25 protein-coding genes and 1 tRNA gene are annotated in these 23406 nt (G+C 62.0%); 14 read left to right on the forward strand and 12 right to left on the reverse strand.

Going from position 1 to position 23406, the window contains the following annotated elements; translation table 11 throughout:
- Positions 1 to 480 precede the first annotated feature (480 nt).
- The 9 genes from C266_RS06125 to C266_RS27295 all read left to right on the forward strand — a co-directional run bounded on the left by C266_RS06125 (position 481) and on the right by C266_RS27295 (position 4564).
- Positions 481 to 1017, forward strand: coding sequence for a glycoside hydrolase family 104 protein (locus tag C266_RS06125; protein ID WP_010808782.1), 537 nt, complete (start codon positions 481 to 483; stop codon positions 1015 to 1017).
- 14 nt (positions 1018 to 1031) lie between these two features.
- The gene (locus tag C266_RS06130; protein WP_010808783.1) at positions 1032 to 1247 is read left to right on the forward strand and encodes a hypothetical protein; all 216 of its coding nucleotides are present in this window, start codon (positions 1032 to 1034) and stop codon (positions 1245 to 1247) included.
- 57 nt (positions 1248 to 1304) lie between these two features.
- Positions 1305 to 1820 carry a hypothetical protein gene (locus C266_RS06135; RefSeq protein ID WP_010808784.1) on the forward strand — a complete coding sequence of 172 codons (516 nt, stop codon included), beginning with the start codon at positions 1305 to 1307 and terminating at the stop codon, positions 1818 to 1820.
- On the forward strand, positions 1817 to 2113 hold the full coding sequence (locus C266_RS06140; protein WP_010808785.1) for a hypothetical protein: 297 nt from the start codon (positions 1817 to 1819) through the stop codon (positions 2111 to 2113). The genes C266_RS06135 and C266_RS06140 overlap by 4 nt, the downstream gene beginning before the upstream one ends.
- Complete coding sequence (locus tag C266_RS06145; protein WP_010808786.1) at positions 2110 to 2424, forward strand: hypothetical protein; 315 nt, start codon at positions 2110 to 2112, stop codon at positions 2422 to 2424. Before C266_RS06140 ends, C266_RS06145 begins: the two co-directional genes overlap by 4 nt.
- A gap of 10 nt (positions 2425 to 2434) precedes the next feature.
- The gene (locus C266_RS06150; protein WP_010808787.1) at positions 2435 to 2860 is read left to right on the forward strand and encodes a hypothetical protein; all 426 of its coding nucleotides are present in this window, start codon (positions 2435 to 2437) and stop codon (positions 2858 to 2860) included.
- The gene (locus C266_RS06155) at positions 2857 to 3219 is read left to right on the forward strand and encodes a DUF1353 domain-containing protein (RefSeq protein ID WP_051126168.1); all 363 of its coding nucleotides are present in this window, start codon (positions 2857 to 2859) and stop codon (positions 3217 to 3219) included. Before C266_RS06150 ends, C266_RS06155 begins: the two co-directional genes overlap by 4 nt.
- Positions 3220 to 3359: 140 nt before the next feature.
- Positions 3360 to 4160, forward strand: a complete 801-nt coding sequence (locus tag C266_RS06160) for a hypothetical protein (RefSeq protein ID WP_010808789.1) — start codon at positions 3360 to 3362, stop codon at positions 4158 to 4160.
- Positions 4157 to 4564 (forward strand): hypothetical protein, encoded by a 408-nt coding sequence (locus tag C266_RS27295; protein WP_144265728.1) that lies wholly within the window; start codon positions 4157 to 4159, stop codon positions 4562 to 4564. Before C266_RS06160 ends, C266_RS27295 begins: the two co-directional genes overlap by 4 nt.
- Before the next feature lie 57 nt (positions 4565 to 4621).
- Here C266_RS27295 and C266_RS06165 read toward each other — a convergent pair whose 3' ends face one another.
- The 3 genes from C266_RS06165 to C266_RS06175 all read right to left on the reverse strand — a co-directional run bounded on the left by C266_RS06165 (position 4622) and on the right by C266_RS06175 (position 5881).
- Complete coding sequence (locus tag C266_RS06165) at positions 4622 to 4921, reverse strand: hypothetical protein (RefSeq protein ID WP_010808790.1); 300 nt, start codon at positions 4919 to 4921, stop codon at positions 4622 to 4624.
- A gap of 13 nt (positions 4922 to 4934) precedes the next feature.
- Positions 4935 to 5192, reverse strand: coding sequence for a hypothetical protein (locus C266_RS06170; protein ID WP_010808791.1), 258 nt, complete (start codon positions 5190 to 5192; stop codon positions 4935 to 4937).
- A gap of 77 nt (positions 5193 to 5269) precedes the next feature.
- Positions 5270 to 5881, reverse strand: a complete 612-nt coding sequence (locus C266_RS06175) for a hypothetical protein (RefSeq protein ID WP_010808792.1) — start codon at positions 5879 to 5881, stop codon at positions 5270 to 5272.
- A gap of 66 nt (positions 5882 to 5947) precedes the next feature.
- Here C266_RS06175 and C266_RS06180 point away from each other — a divergent pair, with 66 nt between their 5' ends.
- A complete protein-coding gene (locus tag C266_RS06180; protein WP_010808793.1) occupies positions 5948 to 6583 on the forward strand; it encodes an SOS response-associated peptidase in 636 nt (211 codons plus the stop codon).
- Between the two features lie 124 nt (positions 6584 to 6707).
- Here the strand turns inward: C266_RS06180 and C266_RS06185 are convergent.
- Positions 6708 to 6784 (reverse strand) — tRNA-Pro (locus tag C266_RS06185).
- A 232-nt stretch (positions 6785 to 7016) separates the two neighbouring features.
- On the opposite strand from C266_RS06185, the gene C266_RS06190 reads away from it, so the two are divergent.
- Positions 7017 to 8705: an AMP-binding protein gene (locus C266_RS06190; RefSeq protein WP_010808794.1), complete on the forward strand. Its 1689-nt coding sequence runs from the start codon at positions 7017 to 7019 to the stop codon at positions 8703 to 8705.
- Between the two features lie 66 nt (positions 8706 to 8771).
- Here C266_RS06190 and C266_RS06195 read toward each other — a convergent pair whose 3' ends face one another.
- Positions 8772 to 9545 (reverse strand): sulfite exporter TauE/SafE family protein, encoded by a 774-nt coding sequence (locus C266_RS06195; protein WP_010808795.1) that lies wholly within the window; start codon positions 9543 to 9545, stop codon positions 8772 to 8774.
- Between the two features lie 433 nt (positions 9546 to 9978).
- On the opposite strand from C266_RS06195, the gene gshA reads away from it, so the two are divergent.
- A complete protein-coding gene (gshA, locus tag C266_RS06200; protein ID WP_256380695.1) occupies positions 9979 to 11667 on the forward strand; it encodes a glutamate--cysteine ligase in 1689 nt (562 codons plus the stop codon).
- Positions 11668 to 11773: 106 nt separating this feature from the next.
- Here gshA and C266_RS06205 read toward each other — a convergent pair whose 3' ends face one another.
- The 5 genes from C266_RS06205 to C266_RS06225 form a co-directional block, all read right to left on the reverse strand.
- Positions 11774 to 12097 carry an AzlD domain-containing protein gene (locus C266_RS06205; RefSeq protein WP_010808797.1) on the reverse strand — a complete coding sequence of 108 codons (324 nt, stop codon included), beginning with the start codon at positions 12095 to 12097 and terminating at the stop codon, positions 11774 to 11776.
- Complete coding sequence (locus tag C266_RS06210; RefSeq protein ID WP_010808798.1) at positions 12094 to 12906, reverse strand: AzlC family ABC transporter permease; 813 nt, start codon at positions 12904 to 12906, stop codon at positions 12094 to 12096. Before C266_RS06210 ends, C266_RS06205 begins: the two co-directional genes overlap by 4 nt.
- Before the next feature lie 221 nt (positions 12907 to 13127).
- Positions 13128 to 15635 (reverse strand): penicillin-binding protein 1A, encoded by a 2508-nt coding sequence (locus C266_RS06215; protein WP_010808799.1) that lies wholly within the window; start codon positions 15633 to 15635, stop codon positions 13128 to 13130.
- Between the two features lie 239 nt (positions 15636 to 15874).
- The gene (locus C266_RS06220) at positions 15875 to 16507 is read right to left on the reverse strand and encodes a LysE family translocator (protein ID WP_010808800.1); all 633 of its coding nucleotides are present in this window, start codon (positions 16505 to 16507) and stop codon (positions 15875 to 15877) included.
- 91 nt (positions 16508 to 16598) lie between these two features.
- A complete protein-coding gene (locus C266_RS06225; protein WP_010808801.1) occupies positions 16599 to 16901 on the reverse strand; it encodes a hypothetical protein in 303 nt (100 codons plus the stop codon).
- A gap of 313 nt (positions 16902 to 17214) precedes the next feature.
- Here C266_RS06225 and C266_RS06230 point away from each other — a divergent pair, with 313 nt between their 5' ends.
- A complete protein-coding gene (locus C266_RS06230; protein WP_010808802.1) occupies positions 17215 to 18837 on the forward strand; it encodes a methyl-accepting chemotaxis protein in 1623 nt (540 codons plus the stop codon).
- Positions 18838 to 18969: 132 nt separating this feature from the next.
- Complete coding sequence (locus C266_RS06235; RefSeq protein WP_144265729.1) at positions 18970 to 19386, forward strand: hypothetical protein; 417 nt, start codon at positions 18970 to 18972, stop codon at positions 19384 to 19386.
- A gap of 118 nt (positions 19387 to 19504) precedes the next feature.
- Here the strand turns inward: C266_RS06235 and C266_RS06240 are convergent, their stop codons facing one another.
- Positions 19505 to 21229 (reverse strand): NADPH-dependent assimilatory sulfite reductase hemoprotein subunit, encoded by a 1725-nt coding sequence (locus C266_RS06240; protein WP_010808804.1) that lies wholly within the window; start codon positions 21227 to 21229, stop codon positions 19505 to 19507.
- A gap of 79 nt (positions 21230 to 21308) precedes the next feature.
- A complete protein-coding gene (locus C266_RS06245; RefSeq protein WP_010808805.1) occupies positions 21309 to 23147 on the reverse strand; it encodes an assimilatory sulfite reductase (NADPH) flavoprotein subunit in 1839 nt (612 codons plus the stop codon).
- Positions 23148 to 23406: the final 259 nt, after the last annotated feature.

A 23406-nucleotide genomic window follows, 5' to 3' on the forward strand; every position in this document is an offset into this window, starting at 1 on the left:
GGGAGACGTACAAGTCGCCGCCTCTTTCAATTCGGGCGTTCCAGGAGTTATCGACACCGTGACTACTATCTGCGCTCGGAATACGCGCACCGCTATAAGCGCGTCAACGGGCGGCGCACAGTGGGCCGCTAAATTCTTTGCAACGGCGAGACTTTAACCATGTACACCTACTCCCACACCAGCTCCGATATGATTTTGCGGTCTGACGGTCTTCTTATTCCGCCTGACCCAATGAACTCAGACTATCAGGCCTGTATTCTGTGGATTGCTGCTGAAAATAATATCGCCCCATACATGCCCAAGTAGCAGCACTTCGTAGAACCGCGAGGAAGGTGGGACAGCAATGGAGCCTCCGCGAGTCACGCTAGTCTCGGACGCAGAATCGGGAGAGCAGGCGCGCGCAGCCGCATAGCAAACACCGCCAGTTCACGAATTTCCACAAGCCACCTTCGGGTGGCTTTGTCTTTTCCCGAGACCGATATGCCACGAATCGATGCTGCCACAGCCGGCGGCAGGAACGCGCTCGCCTTTCTGGACATGCTTCCGGTAAGCGAGCTGGGTCGGCTGGCGATGGCTAACTCCGATGACGGCTACAACGTCATTGTCGGGGGCAGCCAGGCCAAACCGACGCTGTTCACCAACTACCAGGATCATCCGCGCATCAAGGTGACGCTTCTCGACAAGAGCGGGAAGCCCAAGATCGATCCGAGGACGGGAAAGCCGCTGCTGTCGACTGCGGCGGGGCGGTACCAGATCCTGTCATGGATCTACGACGGGTATCGCCTGCAATTGCGCCTTCCCGACTTCTCGCCGCGAAGCCAGGACTTGATTGCGCTTCGTCTCATCCGCGAGTGCGGTGCGATGCAGGACATCGCTGCCGGGCGCATCTCGGCCGCGATAACGAAGTGCGCAAGCCGATGGGCGAGCCTGCCTGGGGCGGGCTACGGCCAGCACGAAAACGCACTCGACGTGCTGATCGACGCGTACAAACGCGCCGGCGGCGTCATCACTGCCTAGATCCGGGGGGATACGTGGCGCAACAACACGAAGCGATCGCCGAAGCAGAACAAAGAATTGCCGTGCATGAGGCCGTGTGTGCGGAGAGGTACAAGGGGATTCAAGAGGCGCTCTCGACTGGCGAGCGGCGCATGCAGCGCATCGAATACATCATCTACTTCCTGATCGGTACCGTGCTTCTCGGCCCCGGCTTCGCTGCGAAGTTCATCGAGATGATCGTCAGCAAGTGAAGCACCACGCTTCCAAACAGAACCGCCTTCGGGCGGTTTTTGCATTTCTGAGGGCCTATGAGCGACGTTACCCAAACCCATGAAGAACGCGAGACGCTGGCCGTCGACGTGCTGCTGCCGGGCCACGAGCCTCGCACGACCACCGGGTTATTCACCCGCACGCGGAAGGCGCTGATCGAGCGCGAGGGCGGCCGATGCTTCATCTGCGGCGGCACCGAGCAGGACGCTGGCCATCCGCTCGAAGCTCACCACCATCCGATCGAGCGAAGCACCGCGAACATGATCGACTGGTCGCGCTTTGCCGAAGACTGCCGGGCCGGCGTCTGGGGCGAGCGTGCGCGCGTATTCGACTGGGACGGCTTCCTGGCCGCCCAGCCGTTCGACCCGTACCGCTTCGTCGACGACATGACCGTCAATGGAATGTTGATCTGCAAAGACCACCACATCGGCAAGGACGAAGGCATCCACGCGATGCCGTTCCCGCTGTGGGTCGCGCAGAAGTACGCCGTCGAGGGGTATCAGTTCACGCCTGACGAAATCATCCACCACCACGAGAAGGACTCAACGAAATGAACATCTTGATGAAAGTGCTGTGCTACGGCGGGTTGCTGCTGGTATGGGGCGTATTCGCATTCCTCGGCAAGACACCGGTGGAAGGCTTCATTGCGGCGATCGGGGCAGCTCTGGCTTCGCTCGCAACCACGCATGCCATCGGGGCAAAACAGCCCCAAACCGGCGTGAGTTTGCTCGGAACGATCGGAGTCAGCGATGCGCCGCCACTTGCTGCGGAAGCGCAATTCCAAACGGCGACGCTGGGCGCGGCGGCGACCGGGCAGCACCCGGATACGCCAGCGTCAACGCAGTGAAGGGGGCAGCCATCGCGTGTGCCGCTGGCATTGCGCTGACGGCGTGCGTCGGCACCGCCCGGTATGAAGTGCGGCCGTTCTATGACTCTGCCGGCCGGTTGATCTGTTGTCAGGCGTCTGTCGCGAGCAGCAAGGATGTCGGCGCCGTCACCGTGCGCGTGTCCAACACCCCCGAGGGTTTCACCCTCGACTTCGCCGAAACCGGTGTGTCTGCCAGTGCGCCGATCACTGCCGGGGGCGGTATCGCTTCCAGCATCTCAGCAGCCGTCGCCAACGCGGCGGCCACCGCCGTTCGATTTACTACCCCGTAAGGAAATCACCATGAAGCGTTTTGCCATTCTGGCCGCGTGCGCGGCCGTGCTTTCGTTCGCCCTCGCGGCTTGCTCGACGACCGGCCAGTCGGTGCCCACGCCGGCGCAGGTCGCCGCTCGAGTGTGCCCGCCGGTCGAGGTCGCCGTCAGGTCGCTGCAGCAGGTCAGCGGCATGGGCGACACCGCGCTGCGCGCACTCGCCGATGCGCAGCCGGTCGTGAACGCTGTGTGTGCCGCCGGCTCGACGGTCGACGCCGTCAACCTTCAGACGCTCGCGAGCACGGGACTGCCTGCGATCATCACTGTGGTGAAAGCGTCGCCCCTGTCCGCGCAGGACCAGGATCGCATCGTGGTGGGTGTGACGACGGCGCAGATACTGCTTACCGCGGCAATTGCCGCGTGGCCGGCCGATACGATCACGGCAGTCGCAAAATGAGTCGGTTCCTGACCCGGCTGGTGATGGAAAATGCCACTGGTTGCGACGATGGCCGGTGGCGGCTCGTGCGGGCGCTCGTGTATCAGTCGGATGTCGCCGGCGAGGTATTCATCGTGCCGCGTGGGTTCGTCACGGATCTGGCGTCGGTGCCGCGGCTGCCCGTCGTGTACTGGTTGACCGGGGGCACGTCGAACGAAGCAGCCGCCGTGCATGATTGGCTCTACACGGAAAAGCCGGTGCCGCGATCGGTCGCAGACAAGGTGCTGCGCGAGGCGTCGGCTGTTACCTGCGTGCCCGCGTGGCGCCGGTGGTTGATGTATTGGGGTGTTCGGCTGGGTGGGGCGTCGCATTGGCGCTGACGCCGCCCATATCGCAGGACTTGCCTGCGATCAGCTTTGACGCGCTGATGCAAAATGCTAACTAAAGTGATCATTTATGATGAAATGTAAATAAAGATGATCTTTTTGTGACATCTCATTGTATCGAGGATGTCTCAATCATGTGTGCGAATGAAAGATCGCGGGCGGTCAGTGCTATATTTGCGCCTATGATTGCAAAACCTCAAACGACCAGCGAAGACATCACTGCTCGGATCAATCGTTATGCCGAAATTGGCGGTTCGTATGTCTCATCCACCGATATTGCATGGCGGGCGGTCAAGCGCGACATCGACGCCTTGATCAAGGTGGATCCAGAAATGGGGTGGAGTTTGTACGGATCATGGAACTCCAAGTCGGGAAACCTCGAAGAAGCCGAGCGGGGATTTCGAGCGGCTCTGCAACTCGGTAATTCCATCGCTGTCGTTGGCAATTGGGTAGTGCACAAGCAGAATTCTGGACTTTTCCGTGATGCGCTCGATATCAGTCGAGAATACGGGGAGCCTACGCTTGGCAACTTTGTTTCAATGTTCCCCAAGATTCTCCGCTCTGGTGGAATCCACACTGCAGTCGACTACCTTGAGCAAGCCAAGAGGATGAATATTGATCTCGGGAATCTTGACACGAGCGATGCCGAGTTGGCAGACGACTTGCTTAAACGCGCTGGGCTGACCGACGAAGAGATTTCCCGTCATTTGGATTTGGCTGGCGAAATTCTTCGTAAGCACAAGCAATTGTGGGTCGGAGAGGATATCTGCCGCGTTCGCGATATCGATGGTGTGTATTCTGGTGTTACGTTCACCTTCCCGCTGAAACTCTCGCCAATGGAAGTGTTTGAGTGTAACTGCGAATTGGCCGACGCCGAGATTTCAGCAGGAATTAAGCGTCATCCTTTTTTTGATGTCGTTTTTTCTGCAGCATGAGTACCGCACCCAAGTTACTACTGGATTGTGCAAAGCGCATCCATGAGAGTGGCACTTGCGAGGCAACTCGGCGGGCTGTTGCGAGCCGAGCCTATTACGCGGGTTACCATGCCGCCAAGCAGTTCCATGAATCCCTCGCTACCCCGGGATTTGTGAAAGAAACCAAAGGGCGCCATCAACAGCTTTTGTCGCAACTCGCATTTCCAGGTATTTCGGAAAATAATAAGAAGCACAATATTTCCATTGCTCTGGGAAAGATGTTGCGTCCGGCATATGAGTTGCGAGTTACCGCTGACTATTTCCTCAATGACGAGGTATCGGACGTTGATGTCGCACAGGCTTTGAAAGGGTGTGAGGACCTAATAGCGATTTCGGAGAAATATGTGGCGCAGGCTGCGGCATGAACCACTAGTTCCCATATACGGGTTCTCGACGTAATCCTTGTGTTTCGACGCCACCTTTTATCGAGGTGGCGCGCTAGGAATCTGCGGCAAATCTCCTCTGGTCTGCCTGTTCTCGCCGAGAAGTGCTTTGAGGCACTCAAGCGCTATCAACGTATCGCCGACTTCCTCCTTCCATGCTTGGTGGATGATTGCGTACAGCGACTCCACCTCCCTGAGCACCTTTTCTTTGTGCTGGGCCTCAAGTCGGCGGTAGGCCACCTCTTCGATAGCGCGCCGAAGGTCCGGATCTTTGTGGGCGAGCCACAAGCTGCGCAGTTGGTCGATCGTCAGTTCTGACGGGCGGGGATTGAGAGGCATGACGACACCATCGCTACGCGGCCGCGTACTCGTCGAGCAGCGGAATGCGACCGTGCTGGAATAGCACCTTGGGTGATTCCATTGCGCCCGTCTCGGGATCGAGCATGACTTCGTACGCCGCGACGCCGGCGTGCCGCTCGCGCATTGAGTGGGCGGTGCGGACGGCGCCGACGCTCGTGCTGGCCGGCCGCACCTCAACAGGCAGCAGATCGCCGCCAGCGCCTTTGCGGAATGGGACGACGATGAATCGGGTGGTGTGTGGATCTCGCATGGCGGCCTCCCTTGGGTGACTTCGAGGGGGGTAAACTAGCACGAATACTGTACGCATGCACAGTATTCGTGCATTAACTATGCACCTGGGTTTGCGCTTAGGGTGCGTCTGTCCGGCCATTCGGCATATTCCTTACCCTTATCCGTCGCGGAAATCATGGGCCCCTCAATTTGGACGCACAAATGCATTTGCATTGCTGTCAGGATTGCCTTTCTCTCATCGGGATTCGCTATACGATGAATCCAAACCGTTTCGTATGTGTCTAGGCTTGCACCACCTGTGCCGATGATCCAACTGAGAACCGCCTGTGTATCAGAAGTAAAGAAGTAGTTGAGATATCGATATTCCCAAATACGCGCAGCGGCACGTTCCGATTCGAACAGGCGTCGGACTTCGTCCACTTGCTTTTTTGTGAGGCTCAATCCTTCGAGGTCGGGCGTGGGATTCGTTGGTGGCAGAGGCTGTGCTGCGGCATCGGACGCTTCTTCGGCTATTCTGGCTTGCTGCGGGGCGGCAACTTCTTGTCCGAGCAACTTGAACGACGAGATTCGATTGATCAACGCTTTAATCTCGGCGCTAAATGACCGCAGGGCAATCGCCCCAAATAGTGCGGCAACCATCGGCCAGTTGAGAAATACCTTCAGGTATTCAAGAACGAGTTTCCAGTCGATTGAACACGCGCTTGCCATATTTCCCCCGTGTGTTTTCGGTTGCCTTTTTCGGCATTGATCTGAAGTATGCAGCGGAGGTGAATAATGTGCACCAACTACCGAGTACCTGATCGGCAGTTGTTCAGCGAATACTACGGCGTGCCACCGCCAATCGGCGAATGGCGCGACGAGGTCTACAAGGACTATTTCGCGCCGATCATTCGCAGGGAAGGCGAGGGGCGGCGCTCGGACTTAGCGTCGTTCGGAATGGTGCCGCGCGAGAAGATCCCGCCGGGCGTACATGTCTTCGACACGATGAACGCGCGAGCGGAAACGGTGGGTGAGAAACGGAGCTTCAGCGGTGCGTGGAAGCGGCAGCAGCTATGCCTGATCCCAACGCAGGTCTTCTTCGAGCCGGATTACGAGACGGGGAAGTCGGTGCGCTGGGCGGTGGGCATGGCCGACGGTAGCCCATTCGCGATTGCTGGGCTGTGGAGGGAGTGGGAAGGCGAGAGCGGCGCTCGCTTGTCGTTCACGATGCTCACGCTCAACTCGGACCATCATCCGCTGATGAAGCGCTTCCACAAGCCGGGGAGTGAGAAGCGGTCAGTCGTCATCATCAAGCCTGTCGATTACGACGATTGGCTCGGCGCTCGATCGATGGATGAGGCGCGGTCATTCGTCGTACTTCCAGATGCCGCGTTCATGCGCGCGGAGCCGCAGCCGAAGCCTGCATCCTGAATCTTCCCCTACAAGCGCGCCCGTCAGTGGATATTAGGCGATCGCCTAATATTAAGCTGTACGAATCAACAGATTGACTCAAACGAAAAAACCCGCATGACTAGAAGCCATGCGGGTTTCGAATTGGTCGGGGCGAGAGGATTTGAACCTCCGACCACCTGCACCCCATGCAGGTACGCTACCAGGCTGCGCTACGCCCCGTGAGAAATGCGTCGTTTAGATGCATTGCTCGAAAGCAGGCGATTATAGCAGAGCTTTGCGCGGGAAAGGAAGGGGGGATGCGCATCGCCCGCATATTTTTTACATCACGCGCCGATAGTACGGCGTAGGCGGCCGACAAAACCCCATGATGGTTATTCCGGATGTTGAATTCGGGGGGGCTTACGATAATGGAATTCTGCCTAATCCTGCCCGTCCGGGCTCGGAGCAAGCGATGCCGCAAATCCTGGGGTTCGAGGCCGCGCGCGATCTTCTTCTCGCGCAGCGTACCCACTACGAGGTGGCGTACCGCGATTTTCGCTGGCCGGTTCTCTCTCGCTTCAACTGGGCACTCGATTTTTTCGACGCCCAAGCCTTAGACAACGATCATCCCGCACTCTGGGTTGTCGAAGAGGACGGTCGCGAGACGCGCCTGTCCTTCGCCGAGATGTCCGCACGCTCCAATCGAGTCGCCAATTTCCTGCGCGAACAAGGGGTGTCGCGCGGCGACCGCGTGCTACTCATGCTCCCCAATCAGGTCGAACTCTGGGACCTCATGCTTGCTTGCATGAAGCTCGGCGCCGTCATGATTCCCGCGACGACCCTGCTCACCGCAGGCGATCTCGCCGACCGGCTGGAGCGCGGCCGTGTTCGCCACGTCGTCACCACCGCCCGCGACGCCCTCAAGTTCGCTCATCTACCCGGCGACTACGGCCGCATCGCCGTCGGCGACAACCCGCCCGAAGGATGGACGCCACTTGCGCCTGCTTACGACGCCTCGGATCAATTCACCCCCGACGGCACCACGCTCGCGACCGATCCGCTGCTGCTGTACTTCACCTCCGGCACCACGTCACGACCCAAGCTCGTGTTGCATTCGCATCAGAGTTACCCCGTCGGTCATCTCGCCACGATGTATTGGCTTGGCCTGCAACCAGACGACATTCACTGGAACATCAGCTCGCCGGGATGGGCGAAGCATGCCTGGAGCTGTTTCTTCGCGCCTTGGAACGCGGGCGCGACCATCTTCATCTACAACTTCTCGCGCTTCGACGCACGTGCCGCGCTGGAGACAGCGACACGCTGCGGCGTCACCACGCTGTGCGCGCCGCCCACCGTCTGGCGAATGATGATTCAGGAAGATCTGACACGCCACGCAGGGAAGTTCCGCGAACTGATCGGCGCTGGCGAGCCGCTCAATCCCGAAGTGATCGAGCAGGTCAAGCGCGCCTGGAAGATCACGATTCGCGACGGCTACGGCCAAACCGAAACGTGCTGCCAGATCGGCAATTCGCCGGGACAACCGGTGAAGGCGGGAGCTATGGGGCGTCCGATGCCGGGATATCGCGTCGTGCTGCTCGATCACAACGGCAATGAGGCCGACGAAGGCGAGATCGCGCTCGTTCTGTCGTCGCGTCCGACCGGATTGATGCAGGGGTATGAAGACGACAGGGAAAAGACCGCCGAGGCCATGCGCGACGGCTACTACCACACGGGGGACGTCGCCATGCGCGACGAGCGCGGCTACTTCACTTATGTGGGCCGGGCGGACGATGTCTTCAAGGCGTCGGACTACCGCATCAGCCCGTTCGAGCTGGAAAGCGAACTGATCAAACACCCTGCCGTGGCCGAGGCCGGTGTGGTGCCGAGCCCCGATCCGGTGCGGCTTGCCGTGCCGAAGGCGTTCATCACCCTGCGCGCAGGCTTTCACGCCGACGATACGCTCGCCCTCGACATCCTGCGCTTCTGTCGCGATCACCTGGCGCCATACAAACGTATCCGGCGCATCGAATTCTGCGATCTGCCGAAGACAATCTCCGGCAAGATTCGTCGCGTCGAACTACGCCGCGCAGAGGAAGGACGTGATCCGCAAAGCCGTCGGGCGATGGAGTTCTGGGACGTCGATTTCGCCGATCTCAAATGATGCCCGCGCGTCCGAAGCGTGGACGCGCGGCGGCCGTCCCGCCGTCCCGCCATCGCGCTGCAGCATTCAGCGCATGTGCTGAATCACCAACTCCGCGCCAAGCATCGCCAACCCAACAAAGAAACAGCGGCGAAACACCGTCGCGCTGACGCGAGTCCGCACCCACTGGCCGAAGAACATGCCGCCAAGCGCGGGCGCCAGCGCCAGAAGCGACACGCCGATCGCGTGGCCGTGGAAGATGCCGTCGTGCGCCAGACCGGCGGCAAGCGCCACCGTGGATACGGTAAACGACAGACCGAGTGCCTGCACCAGATCGTCCTTGTCGAGATCGAGCGCTTGCAGAAACGGTACGGCTGGAATGACGAACACGCCGGTCGCTGCCGTCACCAACCCGGTTATGACGCCGATAACGCCGCCGAGCGCGCTTACGCGTGCGCCAGGCCAGCTTTTCGGCACATGCAGACGTACTGCCGCGAGTCCCAGTACGGCGTAAGCGAGCAGCGCCACGCCCAACGCCATCCCGGCAAAATCGCCCCCATTGGCGAGCCATCCGCCGCCCGCCCATGTGCCGATACCGATGCCGATCAACATCGGCCACAGGCGCTTCGCCAGTGCGGCAAAGCGCGGGCCCGCCAGTAATTGCCAGACGTTCGTCACAAGCGACGGCACGATGAGCAGCGCAGCCGCTTCGGCGGTCGGCATGGCCAAGCCAAGCAACCCTACGGCCACTGTCGGCAGACCGAGACCGATCACGCCCTTGACAAAGCCGGCGAGCAGGAAGGTGAAGAGTCCCAGCGACAGCAAGGGAACGAGGTTGGTCAGAGGTTGAGTATTCATCATGACGCCAGTATCGACGTGCCGCGACGGGTCGCCAATGCGGCTTTCGCGCAGGCGGACTCAGGCAGACGCTGAGGCTGCGCCGGTCGTTGTCGTCACGCGTTCTGTCCTGCCCGGCACCGGCTCTTCGGTGGGTAGGTCAAGGTGTCGGATGATCGCCATTCATCGTGCATTCAGGTGCGTTCATCGCTCAACTCGCGTGAGTCGGCCTGCACGCCGGAACTGATGCGCGGGATTGAGGCGGCGTCCGGCGCGCTTTGGCGTTTTCAGTTATGCTCAGGCCAAATTCGCGCCGTGCCGCGCATCGAGCGTGTCCCCCGGAGTTCCGGCTCCGGCGGTCGCGCCGTTGCCGTCGGCACCCCGTAGAACCCCCATACGCCGCCGAATTTGCACCGGTCATGGCCTCGTGCCGTGAAGGGTGCCGGCGACGAAAGCCATGCCAAAGCATTGCGCCAGTCCAGAGGGATGGAAGTTGGAAAAACAGAATCGTCAACACGAACAAACCGCTCACACCGGACAACATGCCGGCCACGCGCTGCTTGACCGGCGCCTGGCACTTATCATGCAACCCGCGCATCGTGCGCTGCTCGGTGAGGGCCTGTCCGGCATCGAACGTGAAACCTTGCGCGTCGAAGACAACGGCGCGCTTGCCCTGACGCCGCATCCGCGCGCGCTGGGTTCCGCATTGACCAACGAAGAGATCACGACCGATTACTCGGAAGCGCTGCTCGAGTTCATCACGCCGCCTCAGCACGACGCCGCCGACGTTATCGCGCGTCTGAACGAAATCCATCAGTTCGCCTATCGCAAGCTGGGCGGGGAGTTGCTGTGGAGCGATTCGATGCCGCCGGCACTGCCGCCGGAAGACGTGATTCCTATCGCCGACTACGGCACGTCGCACATCGGCATGCTCAAGCATGTCTATCGCCGCGGCCTTGCCCTGCGTTATGGCAAACCGATGCAATGCATCGCAGGCATTCACTACAACTTCTCGCTGGCCGAACCCGTGTGGGAACTGCTGCGCGAAAGCGAAGGCGTCAAGGACTCGGCCCGCGACTATCAATCGGCCCGCTATGTCGCGCTTATCCGCAATTTCCGCCGCTATAGCTGGCTGCTGATGTATCTGTTCGGCGCCTCGCCGGTGCTGCACGCGGAATTCCTGCGCGGCCGCCAGCATGGGCTGGAATCGTTCGACGAAGGTACGCTCGGCTTGCCGTACGCGACCAGTTTGCGCATGAGCGATCTGGGCTATCAGAACAGCGCGCAGTCCGAAGTTTCGCCGTGCTACGACTGCCTGCCCAGCTACATCGATGCGCTCACGCAAGCCGTAAGCCAGCCGCATCCGGCCTATGAAGCGCTCGGCACCAAGCGCGACGGCGAATGGATTCAGCTCTCGACCAACCTGCTGCAAATCGAGAACGAGTTCTACGCCACCATTCGTCCCAAGCGAGTGACCTACAGCGGTGAGCGTCCGGTGCAGGCGCTCGCGCGCCGTGGTGTGCAGTACGTCGAAGTTCGCTGCATCGATATCGATCCGTTCCAGCCGGCGGGCATCGATGTCGATACGGCACGCTTCATCGACGCCTTTGTGCTGTTCTGCGCATTCGAAGACAGTCCGTCGTGCTCGAACGCCGAGAACATGGAGAACCGCGACAACTTCGCTCACGTCGTCAAAGAGGGCCGCAAGCCGGGTCTCGTGCTGCATCGCGGCGGTCAGGCGATCACGCTGTTCGATTGGGCCGAGGCGCTGCTCGATCGCATCGACCGCACGGCCGCCGCCTTCGACGCACAGCGCGGCGGGGCACACTACGCGCATACGATGTCGCTGCAACGGGCGAAGGTGCAAGACGTCTCGCTCACGCCGTCTGCGCGTGTGATGGCCTCGCTTGAGCCGCTGCGCGGCACGAAGGGCGGTGCGTTCCAGGCGTTTGCGCTCGCGCAGAGCAAGCGTCATGCGCAGACGCTGCGCGACATGCCGCTCGATGCAAGCGTGATCGAGCACTTCGAGACACTGGCTCGCAAGTCGCTCGACACGCAGGCCGAACTGGAACGCACGCAGGTGGGTGATTTCGACGCGTTCGTCGCCGCCTACCGTGCAGGCACGCTCGGTACGGTCTCCGTCTGACGCACGGTTTGCCATGTCATGAAAAAAGCGCCTCTCGGGGCGCTTTTTTCTTAGGCGTGATTTCTAGGGGGCGACGTGCGCGATGCGCGCCATGCACACCCGGCGGTCATCCCAACACACCCAACTGCCACGTAAAGAAGACGGCGAGTCCCGCGCCGATGGTGAGTAACTGGTGACGCGTCGCGGCACATACCGCAATCGCCACCAGTGCCGCGACGAGTTGGGGATTGCGCCACGTCAACTCGAGCCCGTTGCCATGCGGCGCGAGCGTCATCGGCACGATGATTGCCGTGAGCACCGTCACGGGGACGAACGAGAGCGCTTCGCGCAGCCATTCGGGAAAGCGCACGCGGTCACCCAGCACGAAGATGCCCGCCTTGACGGCAAAGGTGACGATCGCCATGCCAAGAATGGCCAGCACGTAGTTCATTGCGCACCTCCCGTGGTGGTTTCCTGCGAGCGCAGGCGGGTGCGCTCATCCGGGGTATCCGTGCCCAGGACGCCATCTCGCTTTCCGGTGCGCGACGCCCGCCCGCCATCACGACGCTTCGCGTGCAACGTCAGCATGCCCGCAGTGATCCCGAGCGTCACGGCGACAAGTAAGCCGAGCTTGTACGGCAAGCCCTGACACAGATACGCGCTCGCACCGGCAACGACCGTCGCGATGGCCCACGGCATGCGGGCCATCTGCGGCACGATGATCGCGATGAACGTGGCGACCATCGCGAAGTCGAGGCCGAGCGTCTGCAAGCGCGGGAAAGCGGCGCCGAACAACAGGCCGGCAAGTGTCCACAACTGCCAGTTAAGGTACATCGACAGGCCCGAGCCGAAGAAATACCACTGACCCATGGGGTCGTCAGGGTGCCGGTGGAAATGGCTGCTGGTCACGGCGAACGTCTCGTCCGTCAGGAGGAATCCCAGCAAGGCACGCCAGCGCAGATTCAGATGCCGCACGTGGGGCAACAGGTTTGCGGCATACAGCATGTGACGCAGATTGACGATCAACGTCGTTGCCCACAGAACGACATAGCCCACGCCGGTCGCGAAGAGGCCCGCGGCGATGAACTGGCTGGACCCGGCGAAAACGGTGAGCGACATGAGTTGACCGTGCCACGTCGCCAGGGGCGTGGTGGCCACCAGCGCACCGAAGATCAGGCCGAACGGGGCCGCGCCGACGATCATCGGCAGGGTATCGCGGGCACCTGCGGCAAAGCTGGCCGCACGGGATGAAACCGGCATGGTGAGGGCTTTCCTGAGGGGAAAAGGTGAATGATAAGTCTGTCGAGGATAGCGCCTGCGCCGCGTCGCGCGCTTGTACGTTCTTGCGCTAGCCCCAAGAAGGCGCGAAGCCGGGGGGGAGGGCGGATGCAAGAACGGCCACCTGTGGGTGGCCGCGCGTGCATGGCGCCCGGATTCGGCGAACGTCTGTCAGCTTGCGCGGGCAGACGTCGCACACTAGGTCACGGACGCTTGAACATATCGAGGATGCGCGCTTTCTCGTTGGCGTCGACGCCCCCCGGCGATGGGGGCTGACCGGAAGCCGGCGGCGGGGCCGCGGGCGATGGCGAATTGTTGCCGAAGAACGGCAGCGAGAAGCCACCGCCGTTGTCGTCGATACCGATGCTCGCGACGAAGCCATTGCCCGGCAACTTGTCGGTCTCGTAAAGCTCGCCGTTCACGACGCTGACGCCTTCAGGCATTGCCATCTGTTGCTGCGGCACGCCGTTCAGCGCCACGCCCATGTACTTGGTCCATACCGGTAGCGCCAGTTGCGCACCGAACTCACGGCTGCCAAGCGTCTTGGGCTGGTCGAAGCCGAGCCACGCCACCGCGACGAGCGAATGCTGATAGCCCGCGAACCAGCCGTCGAGGGCGTCGTTGGTCGTACCGGTCTTGCCCGCCAGGTCGGTACGCTTGAGCACGTTCGTGCCCGAGCCCGTTCCGCGTTGCGCCACGGTTTGCAGCAAGCTGTTCATAATGAACGCGTTCGGCGCAGAAATCGCGCGGGCGGCGTTCACTCCGGCGATCACGGGCGTGGCCTTGTTGAGCACGTTGCCGCGTGCATCCCGGATCTCGCTGATCAGATACGGTGCAACACGATAGCCGCCGTTGGCGAACACCGCGTAGGCACCGGCCAATTGCAGCGGTGTGGTCTGCCCGGCACCCAGGGCCATCGGCAGATACGGCGGCACCTTGTCGGCATCGAAGCCAAAGCGCGTCGCATATTCCTGCGTGTACTGCGTTCCCGCGAATTGCAGCAGACGGATCGCCACGAGGTTCTTCGAGCGTTGCAGGCCTTCGCGCACGGTCATCGGGCCGCTAAAGGCGTCGTCGTCATGCGGGTCCCACACCTGACCGCCGGTCTGGGCGGGCGGCAGGTTGAGCGGGCCGTCCAGCACCATCGTCGCCGGACTCACGCCTTTCTCGATCGCGGCCGAGTACACCACGGGCTTGAACGTCGAGCCCGGTTGACGCCATGCCTGCGTCGCGCGATTGAACTTGCTCTGATTGAAGTCGAAGCCGCCGACCAGCGCACGGATGGCGCCGTCGTCCGGCGAGAGCGAGACGAGCGAGCCTTGTACTTCCGGCAACTGCACAATGCGCCACTTGGCGCGCGCGTCTTTCATCACACGGATGATCGAGCCCGGACGGATACGTACCTTTTCACCGGCCTTGGCCGAGAGGGCAGACGCCGCGAAACCGATGCCGTCGCCATTGACGGTGACCGCATCGCCCGAGAGCGGAATCGCGGTGACCTGCGACGCGCTGGCGGCCACTACCACGGCCGCGACCAGATCACCGTTGTCGGGATGTTCAAGCAGCGTGTCTTCGATCAGTTGCTGGCGGTCGGGCATCGCCGCAGGCAGTTCCACATAGCCTTCCGGGCCGCGGTAGGCATGACGGCGTTCGTAGTCGAGCACCCCCATGCGCACCGCTTCGTAAGCCGCTTGCTGCTTCTTCGAGTCGAGCGTGGTGATGACGGTCAGGCCGCGCGTGTAGGTGTCGTCCTTGTATTCGTCGTACACGGCCTGACGCACCATTTCGGCGACGTATTCAGCATGCACGTTGTATTCGTTGCCGGAGGTACGCGTGCGAATCGGCTCGTGCAGGGCGTCTTCGTACTGATTGCGCGAGATATAGCCCAGATCGAGCATGCGCTTGAGGATGTATTCCTGCCGGATCTTCGCGCGCTTCGGGTTGACGATCGGGTTGTAGGCCGACGGCGCCTTGGGCAGTCCGGCCAGCATCGCCGCCTCGCCGAGCGTGATGTCCTTCAGGTCCTTGCCGAAATAGATGCGGGCCGCGCTCGCGAAGCCGTACGCGCGTTGACCCAGATAGATCTGGTTCATGTACAGCTCGAGAATCTTGTCCTTGGACAGGGCCGATTCGATCTTGTAGGCGAGCAGCATTTCGTAGATCTTGCGCGTGGCCGTCTTCTCTCGCGAGAGGAAGAAGTTGCGCGCGACTTGCATCGTGATCGTACTGGCGCCTTGCGCCGCGCCGCCGTGCAAGACGTCGGACACGCCCGCACGCAGAATACCGATGAAGTCGACGCCGCCATGATCGTAGAAGCGATAGTCCTCGATCGCGAGCACGGCCTTCTTCATGACATCGGGAATCTGGTCGATGGTGACCAGGCTGCGACGCTCTTCGCCGAACTCGCCGATCAGCACGTTATCGGACGTGTAGATGCGCAACGGCACCTTCGGCCGGTAGTCGGTGATAACGTCCAGCGGCGGCAGGTTCGGGCGCATGACGATCAGCGCGTACCCGGTGAGCAACGCGCCGACGATGGCCAGGCCTGCCAACGTGACAAGGATGGCGGCGAAAGTGCCGAAGCCACGTTGTCGACCGGGGCCAGATGGCGAGGCGACGTGGGCAGACGGTGCCTGGGGCGGAATGATGGGGGAGTTGCGGTGCGCCGGATCAGACGGCGCACGAGGCGGCAAACAATGCTTCAAGGACATACCCAACGAAAATTGCAGGATGGGAACAGGCCAGCCGGCCTAGCGCTGCGTGGATCCCCGCCGCGCGGCGAAATCGGTGCAGTATGCCACGCCCGGCGCAGCACCCTCCAAAAAAATGGGGGCGCCGGCACGGCAAACCGCGAGACGTTGGCGTGGTGAGGGCGCCGGAGGGCTCCCGGGCCGGTCCAGAGCGACGAAGTCAATGAACGGGACACGCCTGGGCAGTACCGGTCGCTTGCTCAGCGACGCGCTTCAGTGGCCATGCGCACGGCCAGCGCACCAAGCACACCGCCCATCAGCCAGCGCTGGATGCGCAGCCACGCCGGGCGTTGCCCAAGGAACCGGGCGATGCTGCCGGCGCACAGGGCGACCGACGCATTGACTGCCACGCTGGCGACGATTTGCGTCGCGCCCAGCACCAGCGATTGCGTGAGCACACTGCCGTGCTCCGGATGAACGAACTGCGGCAGCAGTGCGAGATACAGCATGGCGATCTTCGGATTGAGTACCGAAGTAAACAGGCCCATCAGGAACAGACGGCGATTGCTGTCGCGATCGAGCGCGCGCACCTCGAACGGCGACCGGCCGCCCGGTTTGAGCGCCTGCCAAGCCAGCCAGAACAGGTAGATCGCACCGCCAAAGCGCAACAGGTCGTAGGCAAACGGCACGGCGAAGAGCAGGGCGGTGATACCGAACGCCGCGCACATCATGTAGAAGACAAAACCCAAGGCCACGCCACCCAATGAGACGAGCCCTGCGGCCGGCCCCTGACACAGCGAGCGCGAGACCAGATACATCATGTTCGGTCCCGGCGTCAGGGCCATGCCGATGGCGACCAGCGCGAAGGCCAGCCAGGTCGAGATTGCAGGCATTTGGATTGCGTCTCAAAAGGGCAAGCTGCAAGATACCACGCCCGTGTGGTGACCGCCTGATGAGTGAAGTCGGGGGGCGTACGGGGCGAATTCACCCCAGCCGTTTGAGAAAAACGGTCATTTCCTTCTCGGCCTGCCGGTCGCCGTGCGCCTGCGCGGCGGCAATGCCGCGCGTCCACGCGTCGCGGGCACCATCAATATCGCCTGCCCCCTGCCGTGCCTTGCCCAACAGCTTCCACGCCGCCGTGTACGCGGGATCGAAGGCCACGCAATGGGTCAGATGCACCGCTGCAACGGTGAAGTCCTGGGCGTCCAGATACGCTTTCCCGAGCCCGAAACGCAACAGCGCGTTGTCTTTGCCGGCGGCCAGCAGTTTCTCAAGTCCTTCGATCATGTTTCGAATATATCGGATGAATATATAAAAAATGACATAAGATCATGCCCACTTCCCCGAGTCACCGGCCGTGTTGAGTTGTTTTTCCCCGGCGTCTTCTGTTTTGGCTTGCAAAACAAGCGCCGAGCGGTATCCTCGTGTGCCGACCCCTTGATTTGCGTCAATCGGACGTCTGCCAATGGCTTGGCGTGTGGGCACGTAAACCCGCAGGATGCTCAAGTCTGGCGTGCGACACGCCGATGTGACAAGTATTACCGGCCCGAAAGAGGCCGGGCCGGGGTGGGAAAACCACTACATAAGACGGAGACAACACATGTTGCGTAGCTTCTCGATCAAGGCGCGCCTGAGTATCACGATGGCGCTGTTAGCTGCATTGTTGATTCTGTTGGGCGCGCTCGGCATTGCCGGTATGACACGCACCGGAGATGCGCTTCGCGAGACATATGCCAATCACCTTGCCGCCACCGTGGCGTTGGGCAAGGATAACGCCACGCTTGCGCGCACTCGCGCCATTCTCGATCGCGTAGTGCTTCATCCCGAATCACCCGATGCCGACAAGGTGGCCGCCCGCGCCCGAAGCATGATCAAGGAAGCGAACGCCGCGTGGGCGGCGTATCAGGCGTTGCCGCATGGCGAGCAGGAGAAGCGTCTGGCCGACGACGTTGCGGCGCGCCGCGCCACGTTTTTCGATCAGGGGATGGACCCGATGCTCGCCGCCATCGACGCGCGCGATCGTACGGCGATGGACGACCTCACGATGAACGTGCTGCCCAAGCACTATGCCGCACTCACCACGGCCAGCGATGCGTTGGCTGCTTACAAGATGAAGCTCGGGCACGACACGTACGAAGCGTCCATGTCGGAACTGGCGGCGTTCCGCTGGCTGAGTATCGGCGCGACCGTGCTCGGTGTGCTCATGGCCATCGCCTGCTACTTCTCGCTGCGCGGCGCGATTATGCGCCCGCTCGGCGAAGCCCTGGCGACCTTCGAGAACATCGCCGCCGGTCAGCTCGACAACGCGGTACAAGTGCGCGGCAAAGACGAAATGTCGATGCTCATGCGCGGCCTCGACACGATGCAGTCGCGCCTCGCCGGCACGATTCGCGGCGTGCGCCGAAGTTGCGATGCCATGGCCACGGCCACGGCGGAGATCTCGGCGGGCAATACCGATCTGTCGGCCCGCACCGAGCAGCAGGCCGCTTCGCTGGAGGAAACGGCGTCGTCGATGGAGCAATTGACCGCGACCGTCAAACAGAACGCCGACAATGCCCGCCAGGCAAGCCAACTGGCGGTCAATGCCTCGGACATCGCGGCGCGCGGTGGTCAGGTCGTTGCCCGTGTGGTCGACACGATGCAGGGAATTTCGACGAGTTCGTCGCAAGTCGTGGACATCATCAGCGTGATCGACGGTATCGCGTTCCAGACCAATATTCTTGCGCTCAATGCCGCCGTGGAAGCGGCCCGCGCAGGCGAACAGGGACGCGGCTTCGCCGTGGTGGCGGGCGAGGTGCGCACGCTGGCACAGCGCAGCGCCACGGCCGCGCGCGAGATCAAGACGCTCATCGAGGCGTCGGCGCAGAAGGTGGCCGATGGCTCGACGCTCGTGGCTGAGGCCGGCCGCACGATGGACGACATTGTTCAGGCCGTGCACCGCGTGACCGACATCATGGGCGAGATCTCGGCGGCGTCCGATGAGCAGAGCGGCGGCATCGAGCAGGTGAATCAGGCCGTCACGCAGATGGATACCGTGACGCAACAGAACGCCGCGCTCGTGGAGCAAGCCGCGGCGGCCGCCGCGTCGCTGGAGGATCAGACGAGCGCGCTGCGCGAGGAAATGGCGCGATTCCAGTTGGGCGACGAAGATCCCGCGCATGGCGGGGGGCGACGCTCTGCCTTGCGTGCCGTGGGGGCCGCTTCGCTTTCGCTGGCCGCATGAGTCGCACGATGCACGCCTGACGAAGACGCCGCGAGCGGGCCCGGCGAGCCCACAGGGAGGGCGGGTTCATGGCGGCGACGCGCCGAACCGGGTACCATTGCCCATCTTTTGCTCAGTTGAGGGTGTCGAAGTATGAAGCGAGTGGCGCGGATGGCGGCGGTGACGATTCTGGTCGGCGTAGCGGCTGGCATGGCTGGATGTGGCCCGATCAACCAGATGAGCCGGCCCGATCCGGCAACGGGTCGACTGCTCGACCAGGGAACCGAGGCCGATCGCTTCATGGTGCTCAACTGCATTTATCACGGCTGGAGCGAGTTGTCGCAGAATGTCGACTCGACGTCGTATGCCCGTCAGGGCGCCGACCGCGTGCGTGTCTATCGCGGTCGGGATGCTCAGGGCACGGCCATCTACAACCCGTATGTCGACATCATGCAAGGCGGTTTCGGATCGCGTATTCAGTATTACGAAACACCCGGCAGCAACCTGCCGCGTGACTACGAGAAGACCGTCAGGCGCTGCATGGTGCCGTACTCCGGCGGCACCGACTGACGGTCGATACGTCGCTGAAGACTGCGAAGCAGTGGGGCGGTGCATTGGCAGTCAGCGATTCAGCAGTACCGGAGCCCCGGCGAGTCTTGCCGGGGCTTTTCTTTGGTACAGAGGGGACTCAGCCGTGAAAATCCTCGCGGGCTTCCACCACTTCCTTCACCACACCCTGACGCACGAGAAAATCGCCGAATTTCTCGCTGCCGTCGCGCTCCAGGGCATAACGCTGAAAGAGCGGCGTGAGTTCGGCAACGATCTGGTCCTCGCTGAGAGACTCTTTATATAACTTGTTCAACCGCTGACCGTGGAAGCCCGCGCCCAGATACAGGTTGTACTTGCCCGCCGATTTGCCAACCAGACCGATCTCGGCGAGATAGGGACGCGCACAGCCGTTCGGACAACCCGTCGCACGGATAGTGATCGGCTCGCCCGCAAGCCCGGCATCGTCGAGCACTTTTTCCAGCCGTGTGACGAGGCCGGGTAACGCGCGTTCGCTCTCGGTCAGCGCCAGACCGCAGGTCGGGAACCCGACGCACGCCATCGAATTGATTCGCAGCGCGCTTTGATGTTGACCGTCGAGCAGGCCGAATTGCTTCACGAGTGCTTCGATCTGCGGCTTCTTCGCGTCGCTCACCCGAGCGACGATCAGGTTCTGGTTGGCCGTAATGCGAATGTCGCCGTCATGCACGCCGGCGATCTCGCGCAGGCCGGTCATCAGGCGGTAGTCGTCCCAATCCTTCACCCGGCCGTTCTGAATGAAGAGGGTGAGATGCCACAAGTCGTCGGCGCCCCTGAGCCAGCCGTACTGATCGCCATTGGTCGTGAACCGGAACGAGCGGGCTGGCGCGAGAGACCAGCCGAGATAGCGGTTGAGTTCTTCCTTGAACCATTCCACGCCCCGGTCGTCGATCGTGTACTTCAGGCGGGCGTGCTTGCGGTTCGTGCGGTCGCCGAAGTCCCGCTGCACGAGCAGCACCTTCTCCGACACCTCAACAATGCGATCTGCAGGGATATAGCCGATGACAGTCGCCGTGCGGGGGTACGTCGCCGCGTCGCCGTGCGTCATGCCCATACCGCCGCCGACGCTCACGTTGAAGCCTTCGAGTTTGCCGTCGTCCCCCACGATGGCGATAAAGCCCAGATCGTTGGCGTAGAGGTCGACGTCGTTGTTCGGCGGAATTGCGATCGCGATCTTGAATTTGCGTGGCAGATAATGTTTGCCGTAAATCGGTTCGTGATCTTCCTTGCCCTCGCCCAGACGCTTGTCGCCAAGCCAGATCTCGCGATAGGCCGTGGTTTGCGGCAGCAGGTGCCGATCGATCTTCAGGCACCAGTCGAGCGCCTCGGCGTGGGCAGGGGAGAGGTGCGGATTGTTGGAGACGAGCGTGTTACGGTTGACGTCGCCGCACGCGGCAATACTCGTCATCGCCACTTCGTCAATGCCCCGGATGAGCGGGCGCAACTGGTGCTTGAGCACGTTGTGATACTGCACCGTCTGGCGGGTGGTCAGGCGAATCGTGTTGCCACCGTACTTCTGCGCGAGTTCGTCGAGCTTGAGCCATTGCGCCGGCGTGCATACGCCGCCCGGCATGCGCAGGCGGATCATGAACTGGTACGCCGGTTCGAGTTTCTGCTTCTGACGTTCGCCGCGCAGGTCGCGATCGTCCTGCATGTAGGAGCCGTGAAACTTGAGTAGTTGGGCGTCCTTCTCGAAGATGGCGCCCGTGAGCGGGTCGGCCAGACCCTCGGCAATCGTGCCGCGCAGGTAATGGCTGGCGTCCTTGATCTTCTCGACCTCGGAGCGCGCCGCCGGTGGGGCGGCGCTGGTTTGTGTAGGTTGCGTCATGTGGGCTGCTGTCTCGGTGAGCGCGGGGTGTCGTGCAGATGGGGCTTGCCGCTCCGGTCTTGTCGGGCGCGCGCGACGGTCAGTAGACGTCGCGCTGATAACGCTTTTCGCGTTGTAACGTCTTCACATACTCGGCCGCAGCATCCTGCGTCAGCGCGCCGTGTTCCGCGACGATGTCGATCAGCGCGGTGTTCACGTCACGCGCCATCTGGTCGGCGTCGCCGCACACATACAGGTGCGCGCCTTCCTGCAACCATGCATACAGGGCTTTGCCCTGCTCGCGCATGCGATGCTGAACATAGACCTTGTCTTCAGCGTCGCGTGAGAACGCGAGGTCGATCCGGGTGAGCGCGCCGTCTTTCACGTAGCGCTGCCATTCGCGTTGATAAAGGAAGTCGGTGCGGAAGTTGCGGTCGCCGAAGAAGAGCCAGTTCTTGCCCGGCGCGTCCAGCGCCTGACGCTCCTCGACGAAGGCCCGGAACGGCGCGATGCCGGTGCCCGGGCCAATCATGATGACGGGCGCATTGGTATCCGACGGCAACTTGAAATTGCGATTGGCTTCGATGTAGACCGGCACGGTCTCGCCTTCGCGGGCAACGTCGGCCAGATATGTCGACGCCACGCCACGGCGTGAACGGTCGTGGCTTTTATAGCGCACCGCGCCTACCGTGATGTGCACGGCGTCCGGATTGGCCGCCAGACTCGACGCAATCGAGTACAGACGTGGCTGGAGCGTACGCAGGGTACCGACAAACTCGGCCGCCTTCACCTTGCGGGCCGGGAACTGGCGCACGACGTCGAGGACGTCGCGTCCATGCAGGTAATCGCGCAACGCCGTTTCGTTGCCGGCAGCGAGCAGCGCCTTGAGTTCGGTCGCGTCGGTGAGGGCCGCGTATTTCTCCAGAAATCCGCGCGACAGCGTGGTGATGTCGTAAGCGCGCAGGAAAGCGCCGCGCAGGGACAAGGTGCTGTCCTGTGTGGTCGTGGTGGCCTGTGGGTCCAGGGCAAGCGTGTCGATGAGGTCGTCGACCAGCACGTCGTTGTTCGTCACGACGACGCCTAACGCGTCGCCCGGCTCGTAGGTGAGGCCAGACCCTTCGAGCGAGAGTTCGACGTGATGCACTTCCTTCGACGAGCCCCGGCCCGACAGCGTGATGTTCTCGATCACGGTGGCCTCGAACGGGCGCTTGCGACTGTATTGACTCGATGCGGCGGCAGACGGCGTACCGCTTGTCAGGGCGGCAAGGGTCAGACTCTCGGCCGACCCAATGCCCTTGGCGGGCGAGGGGGCTGCCGGTGCTGCCACGCGTTTGAGCGCCGCGACGGCGTCTTCGATCCATTGCCCGGCCGGTGCGTCGTAGTCGACGTCGCTATCGACACGGGCGACGAGGCGCTCGCCACCCAGTTCGCCCAGCCTGATATCGAAGTCTTTGCCGGCCTGGCAGAACTTCTCATAGCTCGAATCGCCCAGCCCAAGCACCGCAAAACGCGTGCCTTCGAGCTTGGGTGCCTTCGCGCCATGCAGGAAATCGTAAAAATCGCGGGCGTCGTCCGGTGGCTCGCCTTCGCCTTGCGTCGACACGGTGACGAGCAGCAACTTGTCGGTCTTCAGACGCGACGCCTTGTAATCTCCCATCGCAAACAGATCGACCTTGAAGCCCGCGTCTACCGCACGCGCCTTGGCGTGCTCGGCGACTTCCTGGGCATGGCCGGTTTGCGAGCCGTACAGAATGGTCAGGTGCGGCGCGGCGGCGCTGGCCGTGGCGAATGCCGGCGACTGCGCACCCGCATGCCGCACCGAGTGATTGATGCCGGCGAGAAACCCTCGCACCCACGCGAGCTGCTCGGTGGAAAGGCCATCGACCAGTTGGCTGAGCAACAGGGCCTGCTGGGCGTTAAGCGGCGTCGTCTCTTGCATGTCGTTCCTGACTCCAGGGGCCGGACCTGTGTGGAAGCCTCGGCGGGTCAGCCCCGTCAAGCCACCCCCGATGGACCGGCAAGGGGATACTCAACACCATATCGGCTGGTCTTTAGAAATTAAAATAATAAAATTTAATTTTTATATATCCAATTCTCATATTGGAATAAGGCGCGGGGGGAGGGCGGCTCTGGGAGGCATCGTGAGAATGTGCGCGATGACGGCACGTTCGCGGTCAGTTCGCGCGCAGGTGATGTGA

This window comes from Pandoraea sp. SD6-2 (assembly GCF_000389825.1).
Classification (GTDB): Bacteria; Pseudomonadota; Gammaproteobacteria; order Burkholderiales; family Burkholderiaceae; genus Pandoraea; species Pandoraea communis.